This window comes from Streptomyces sp. SAS_272, assembly GCF_052543235.1.
This window is the reverse complement of sequence record NZ_JBMNDR010000170.1, coordinates 1-6,790: the sequence shown is the minus strand read 5'-3', so window position 1 is coordinate 6,790 and position 6,790 is coordinate 1. Positions and strand designations below refer to the sequence as shown.

6 protein-coding genes are annotated in these 6,790 nt (G+C 70.0%); 1 reads left to right on the top strand and 5 read right to left on the bottom strand.

Annotated elements, in window-relative coordinates; genetic code table 11:
* Nucleotides 1-287: 287 nt before the first annotated feature.
* The 5 genes from ACN6LD_RS41660 to eno form a co-directional block, all read right to left on the bottom strand.
* Nucleotides 288-1,196, bottom strand: coding sequence for a LysR substrate-binding domain-containing protein (locus tag ACN6LD_RS41660; RefSeq protein ID WP_319190787.1), 909 nt, complete (start codon nt 1,194-1,196; stop codon nt 288-290).
* A 155-nt stretch (nt 1,197-1,351) separates the two neighbouring features.
* Nucleotides 1,352-2,449 (bottom strand): alcohol dehydrogenase catalytic domain-containing protein, encoded by a 1,098-nt coding sequence (locus tag ACN6LD_RS41655; RefSeq protein ID WP_445045882.1) that lies wholly within the window; start codon nt 2,447-2,449, stop codon nt 1,352-1,354.
* A gap of 137 nt (nt 2,450-2,586) precedes the next feature.
* Nucleotides 2,587-3,138 (bottom strand): carboxymuconolactone decarboxylase family protein, encoded by a 552-nt coding sequence (locus ACN6LD_RS41650; protein ID WP_445045881.1) that lies wholly within the window; start codon nt 3,136-3,138, stop codon nt 2,587-2,589.
* A gap of 43 nt (nt 3,139-3,181) precedes the next feature.
* On the bottom strand, nt 3,182-4,195 hold the full coding sequence (locus ACN6LD_RS41645; protein WP_445045880.1) for a VOC family protein: 1,014 nt from the start codon (nt 4,193-4,195) through the stop codon (nt 3,182-3,184).
* Nucleotides 4,196-4,256: 61 nt separating this feature from the next.
* Entirely contained in the window at nt 4,257-5,567 is a 1,311-nt protein-coding gene (gene eno, locus ACN6LD_RS41640) for a phosphopyruvate hydratase (RefSeq protein ID WP_319190794.1), read from the bottom strand.
* A 573-nt stretch (nt 5,568-6,140) separates the two neighbouring features.
* Between eno and ACN6LD_RS41635 the strand changes: the two genes are divergently transcribed.
* On the top strand, nt 6,141-6,734 hold the full coding sequence (locus tag ACN6LD_RS41635) for an NADPH-dependent FMN reductase (RefSeq protein WP_445045879.1): 594 nt from the start codon (nt 6,141-6,143) through the stop codon (nt 6,732-6,734).
* Nucleotides 6,735-6,790 lie beyond the last annotated feature (56 nt).

The window sequence follows — 6,790 nt, the reverse complement described above, 5'->3', positions numbered from 1 at the left end:
GGTCCCGACCGGGACGGGCACGGCGACCGGCGCGCGAGCATGAGGAGGAGGGCGCGGACATCGAGGCCGGCGCCCTTCGGGACAGGCGTGACGAGTGCTGCCGAGGCCCCCTGGACAGGCTGCGGGCCCGGACCGGCCCCCTGTCGGCGGGCGCCCGGCGGCCAGAGGTGGGCCGGAGCGTGCCGAGGGCGCGTCGGAGGCGGGCCGGAGGCGCCCACGCGCCGGCCGGGCGCCGGCAATGCCCGGACGCCGGCGAGTGCCCGGACGCCCGCCGGAAAGCGGGGGGTTCAGCCGGCGGTGACCGTGGCGCCGGTCGCGTCCCGCAGACGGCGGATCACACCGCGCACCGCGGGCGCGGTCTCGCCCCTGCGGAAGGCGCCGACGAGGCTGGTCGTCAGCGCCACGTCGGCCAGCGGACGGTAGGCCACCCCGGGGATCTGGACGCGGCGCAGCGAATCGGGGACGAGGGCCACCGCGAGACCTCCGCCGACCATGGTCAGGGCCGCGATGAAGTCCCGTACCGGGGGAGCGCACCGCGGGCTGAAGCCCCCTCGCTCCGCCACTTCGAGGATCTGGTCGCGGCAGCCGTACTCCTCGTCGAAGTGGGGGGCGACGAAACACTCGTGGCGCAACTGCGCCGCCGGTACCGCCTCGTGGGCCGCCAGCGGGGCGCCGGCCGGCAGGGCCAGGACGACGTCCTCGGTGAGCAGGCGGGTGGCGGTGACTTCGGGCGGGTACTCCGGCCGGTAGCGCAGGAAGCCGACGTCGATGTCCCCGCAGACCAGTGCCTCCAGCTGGGCCGGTGTCTCCAGCTCACGCACCTGCACGGTCAGTTCGGTGCCGGGAGCGGCGCAGCGGGTGAGCACATCGGTCAGCACCCCGGAGAACGCTGCCGAGGCGACGTAGGCGATCTGGGCATGACCCAGCTCCCCGCGACCGGCGCGTCGGCCCACGGCCTCGGCTCTGGCGGCCTGGGCGAGGGTCAGCCGCGCTTCCTCGAGGAACAGCAGCCCGGCGCTGGTGAGCGCGGGGCGGGTACGCCGTCCGCGGTCGACGAGCCGTACGCCGAGATGCGACTCCAGTGCCCTGACCTGGGCGCTGAGAGCCGAGGGGGCCAGGTGCAGACGGTCGGCCGCCCGCGCGAAGTGCAGTTCCTCCGCGACGATGACGAACGATTCCAGCCAGCGCAGTTCCATCGGCTCCTCCAACCCGCTGGGCCCGCTCCGAGGAGGGAACGGGCTGTGCGTACGGCCTGTGGTGAGCACACCCCGCGGCGCTCGTCAGGGCAGGACAGGACAGCCGCGGGGTGAGTATGGGGTAGGAACCGCCGGCCACCGTGGCCGGCGGCGTTTCAGGGAATGACGACGTAGTTGCTGAATCCGCCGTCGCGGTCCTCGAGTCCCGAGATCGCCTCGTTGACCTTGGCCAGAGGGAAGGGCTTGGTCTGCAGGTACGACAGGTCCAGGGCGCCGGTGGCCACCATGTCGGCGAGTTCCTGCCCCTGCGCGGTGGAGAACCAGTTGGAGCCGATCAGCTGCACCTGTTCGTCCATGAGCCACTTCACGTCCACGGGCAGCCGGTCGGCGACACCGCCGACGTTGACGACCCTGCCGCCGCGACGGACGCCCTGCATGGAGTCGAGCATCGTCTCCACCGGGGCCTTGGCGCCCAGCGCGCTGATCACGTAGTCCGCGCCTTCGCCGCCGGTGCGGGACTTGGCCCACTCACCGGTGGATCCGTCGCCGAGCCGCATGACCTCGATCCGCTCCGGGTCCAGTTCCTTGACGCGCTTGAGGAGTTCCTCGTTGCGGCCGGTCCCGAGAACCCGGGCTGCGCCAAAGGCCAGTGCGAGCAGCGTCGACGCGACGCCGAGGGTGCCCGTGACCCCGTCGATCAGCGCGACCTGGCCGGGGCCCGCCGCGGCGTTCTTCAGGGCGCCGTAGGACGTGCCGATGTAGCCGAGCTTGCCGGCCTGCTCGAACGTCATGTTCTCGGGGAGGTTGACGATCGAGGACTGGGGGGCGGTCATGTACTGCGAGAAACCGCCGTACGGATACAGGTCGAAGATCCGCTGGCCGTCGCGGGAGGTGCTGAAGTAGCCGTTCAGCGTGAAGTACCGGCAGCGGCTCAGTTCACCGCCCCGGCACACCTGGCAACTACCGCATCCGCGCAGCGGGTTGACGTACACCCGGTCGCCGGGCCTGGTGTGCAGTACCGCCTCTCCCACCGCCTCGACCACACCCGCGGCGTCCAGACCGAAGATCGCGGGGAACCTGGGCAGCGGCTGGTGCGGGAACCAGGTGGGCCAGTTGTTGATCACGTTGGCCATGTTCGGCACGATCCCGCACGCCTTGACCCGCACCAGCACATCGGTCGCCCGCGGTGTGGGCACGTCGATGCTGTCGATCGACATCGGCTCACCGAGCGCGTGCAGTCGTGCAGCGAGCATTTTCGCCATCGAAATACTCCTTGGAAAATACTCCGTCCCGATGGTCGGGGGCGGAGGAAACTGTTCGGCGACCGAGGTGGCGGACCGGCGGCTCGGCAATCGCTTCTCGAATTGAGGGGCGTGTACGGCGCCGAGTTCTACGACTTCGGGAATGGGTTCGGGTAATCGTCCTCGAGGTCGATGTCCAGCAGCCCCATGATGCGGACGCCGGAGTTGTACCAGGCGATGGACAAGGACAGTTCGACCATCTGCCGGTCCGTCAGCAGGTCGGCGGCGGCGCGCCAGGTCTGCTCGCAGACGTCGACCTGGAGCGTGGACTCCTTGGCCAGGCTCATCACCGCCTTCTCCGTGGCGTCGAACAGGCCGGACGACTCGAAGTCGGGCACCGCCGCAAGCTGTTCCTCGGTGAGCCCGGCCTTGAGCCCGTGCGACTGGTGGTGGGCGACCTCGTAGGCGGACCGGGTCGCGTATCCGACGGTCAGGATCGCCAGTTCGCGCAGGCGGGGGCTGAGGTCGGCGGCCCGCAGCGAGTTGGCGTACGTCAGGAAGGCGTCCAGTTGGGTCGGCGCGCCCGCCAGGGCGAGGAAGATGTTCGCCGTCGGTACCTTGCGTTCGGCTTCCAGCCGGTCGTACAGGGGCTTCTGCTCGGGGTCCGCGTCCTCGCGGCTCAGGTAGGGCACTCGTGCCATGGCGTCTCCTCGGGTGACGTAGGGGCGAAAAAGCCGGGCAGGGTCAGGGAGCGGACTGCTCCAGCAGAAAACGTTCGAGTGACATCGGCTTCGGCGGCTCGGCCGGCGGGATCAGCGGCGCGCCGACGAAGGGCGACGCCTCGAAGTACCACTTCTCCAGGGCCGGCAGACCCCAGCGGGCGTTGGTGCTCAGTGCCGCCGCGTCCCAGCGGACGGGCTCGATCTCGGTGTCGATCGTCTGGTAGTGGCTGTTGAAGACCTCCACCCGGTGCCCGTCGGGATCGCGGAGGTAGGCGAAGAGCATGCCGCCCGGCCCGTGCCGGCCCGGGCCGCGCTCCACCCCGTCGCCGTAGCCGAGGATGCCCGCCCAGTCGCAGGCGGTGAAGATGTCGTGGCTCTCGGAGACGGTGTAGGCGAAGTGGTGCAGGGCGGGGCCCGTGTTCTCGATGATCGCCAGGTCCAGGCAGGTGCCCTTGCGGTACATGAAGGCGCCCAGCAGTTTGTCGCCGTGCTCCAGGTACTCCGAGTTGCGAAAGCCGAGCTCGCTGTAGAACGCGCACAGCTCGTAGGTGTCGGGCGCGAAGATCTGGTAGTGGTCCAGCCGCTGCGCGTGTGCGCCCTTGTGGGACGCGAAGTCGATGTGCAGTCGCGGCCGGGTCTCCATGTGCGCGCACAGTTCGATCGGCGTGCCGATGGGGTCGCTGACGTGCAGGGTGCGGCCCTGGTACGGGGCGTCCGTCCACTCGGCGGGCAGCCCCCGCTCACGGAACCAGGCGTACGCCAGGTCCAGGTCCTCGTCGAAGAGGACCCGGTAGCCGACCCGCCTGCACGATCCGGCCTCCTCGCCGTCCTCGCCGGCCTGTTCCAGCACGAGGCTGTGGTGGCACGCCTCGGCCAGGCCGCGGAGGTAGCAGGTGCGCTCGTCCTCGTCGCTGACGACGAGGCCCAGCGCGTTCACGTAGAAGTTCCGGCTCTCCGCCAGATCGGCGACCGTGAGACGGACGTGGCTGGAGCGGGTGATGTTGAAGATCGGGCGCAGATTGACGGGTGGCAGCATGCTGGTCTCCGTACTCGGATCGGCTTTGGAATTCGAATGACTGTAATGCTCCGAAGCCGATTCAGGGCCTGGACGCAAAAGGCGCGGGGTCGGCGAACGGGAACGCGGACCAGCCGCTGAATTCGGCGGAATCACCGAGGGACTCCTCGATGCGCAGAACCTCGTTCCACTTCGCCATGCGCTCGGAGCGGGTGAAGGATCCCACCTTCAGCTGGCCGGCGTCCCAGCCGACGCTCAGATGGGCGATGGTGATGTCCTCGGTCTCCCCGGAACGGGCCGAGACGATCGTGCCGAAGCCGGCCTCCTTTCCGGCCCGCAGGGCCTGGAACGCCTCTGTCACCGTGCCGGCCTGGTTCGGCTTGACGAGGACGGCGTTTGCCGCTCCGCCGGTGGCCGCGGCCTTCACCCGCTCGGCGTCGGTGACGAGGTAGTCGTCACCGATCACCTGGCAGTGGCGGCCGTGGCGCCGGGTGAACTCCAGCATTCCGTCGTGGTCGTCCTCGCCCACCGGGTCCTCGACGGACAGGATCGGGTACTGCCTGATCCAGCCGCCCAGCATGTCGATCAGCGCTTCGGTGTCCAGGGTGCGGTCGTCCAGGGCCAGGGTGTACTTGCCGCCGCTGCCGAACTGCGAGGCCGCGACGTCCAGCGAGATGCCGACCTGGGTGGCGGGGGCGAAGCCCGCGCTCTCGATGGCGAGGCTCAGCGTCTCCAGCGCTTCCTCGTTCGAGTCGAAAGCGGGCCAGAAGCCGCCCTCGTCGGCGACGCCCTGGGCCTTGCCGGCGGCGCGCATCAGACTCCCGGCCGCCCGGTAGATCTCGGCCGTCCAGTCCAGCGCCTCGGAGAAGCTCCGTGCCGCGGGGCAGACCACCATGAAGTCCTGGACGTCCACACGGCGGTCCGCATGGGCGCCGCCGCCGAAGATCTGGATCTCCGGCAGCGGGATGCGGACGGGCCGCCCGGCCGCCAGGTGCTGCCACAACGGCACGTCCGCCGACGCGGCGCTCGCGTGCAGAACCGCCATGGACGTGGCCACGATCGCATTGCCGCCGAGGCGGCCGCGGTCGGGGGTTCCGTCCAGGTCCACCAGAAGGCGGTCGACGGCCTCCTGGTCGCTCGCGTCGAGTCCGAGGAGAGCGGGCGCGATCTCGCCGTTGACCGACGCCACCGCACGCCGGACGTCCTGTCCGCCGAAGCGTTCGCCGCCGTCGCGCAGGTCGACCGCCTCGCCCTGCCCCGTCGAGGCCCCCGCGGGCGCGATGGCCCGCCCGGTCGAGCCGTCCGCGAGGTGGACCTCGACCTCGACGGTCGGACGACCGCGTGAGTCCCACACCCTGCGGCCGTGGAGCTTGGCGATCAGCGTGTCTGTCATGACAGTGCGACCTTTCGGAGTTCGGGGCGATGAGCGGGGCTGAGGCCGGCTTCCGTGACGTCCGTGTCGTCCGTCGCGGGACTTCCCCTGCGGGACGGATTCCGGCAGTGGGACGGATTGCGGCTGTGGAAGGCGAGGAGAGGACCTTCGGCGGCCGGCTGCGGGAGAGGGCGGACTCCTGGAGTGACACCCGGTCCGGTACCGCGACGCCGGTCACCGGCGAAGGGCCGTACAGCTGTCCTCGTGCTCCTGGCGCGGCCGGCCAGGGAATCCGGGTGTGCAGGGCGATGACGGGGGTTGCCCGACCATCGCGACCGGCGAATGCTAACGATAGCGCAATCCTGCGAAGAGCCGGCACTCTTGTCAAGGGGCAGGCGGCATGAGGTCCGTTGGGACTGTTGATCGTTCCCGTCATATCGGCGTGTCTGCCTGTGCGTGCTATCGTTCGCACAATCCATTGCGCCGTGGCAACGGATACTCCGGTGGACCCGCGCCCTTCCTGGACGGACGGACAGCACAGGCGGACGCGGGTCCGCCGGACCGGATCGTTGCCGACATCGAAAGCGAGCCCCCATGGCATCCGAGCCCTCGGCGACGCCGATGACCCTCACCACAGTCGTCGCGAGCACGCGTCCCGGACGCGTGGGCAGATCCGTCGCGGACTGGTTCACCGCCCGGGCCGCGGAGCACGACGGGTTCGAGTCGCACCTCGTCGATCTGCGCGAACTGGATCTGCCCTTCTACGACGAGCCGCACCCGCCGGCCCTGCGGCAGTACACGAAGAGCCACACCGTGGAGTGGAGCCGGATCGTGGAGGCGTCGGACGCGTTCGTCTTCGTCACCCCGGAGTACAACGGTGGCTTTCCGGCCCCGCTGAAGAACGCTTGGGACTACCTCGTCGTGGAGTGGCAGCACAAGCCGGCCGCCTTCGTCAGCTATGGAGGGGTGTCGGCGGGCACCCGGGCGGTGCAGATGGCCAAGCAGGTGGTGGCGAACCTCAGGATGCTGCCGATCGGCCCGACCGTGAGCATTCCGTTCGTCAACGAAGTCGTCGCCGACGGCGTCTTCCGGCCCGGGAAGACACACGAGACGGCCGCCGATCACGTGCTCGACGAACTCGCCCGCACGGCCGGCGTCATGCGCCGGTTGCGCGGCGGAACCTGCTGACGACCTACTGACGTGAACCGGCCTGCGCGATGCGACCGACGACGCGAAGGGCGCCC

What these genes read in the sequence shown, in the direction of transcription:
- ACN6LD_RS41660 (WP_319190787.1), bottom strand. Translation starts at nt 1,196, where the DNA reads ATGGAACTGCGCTGGCTGGAATCGTTCGTCATCGTCGCGGAGGAACTG.
- ACN6LD_RS41655 (WP_445045882.1), bottom strand. Translation starts at nt 2,449, where the DNA reads ATGCTCGCTGCACGACTGCACGCGCTCGGTGAGCCGATGTCGATCGAC.
- ACN6LD_RS41650 (WP_445045881.1), bottom strand. Translation starts at nt 3,138, where the DNA reads ATGGCACGAGTGCCCTACCTGAGCCGCGAGGACGCGGACCCCGAGCAG.
- ACN6LD_RS41645 (WP_445045880.1), bottom strand. Translation starts at nt 4,195, where the DNA reads ATGCTGCCACCCGTCAATCTGCGCCCGATCTTCAACATCACCCGCTCC.
- eno (WP_319190794.1), bottom strand. Translation starts at nt 5,567, where the DNA reads ATGACAGACACGCTGATCGCCAAGCTCCACGGCCGCAGGGTGTGGGAC.
- ACN6LD_RS41635 (WP_445045879.1), top strand. Translation starts at nt 6,141, where the DNA reads ATGGCATCCGAGCCCTCGGCGACGCCGATGACCCTCACCACAGTCGTC.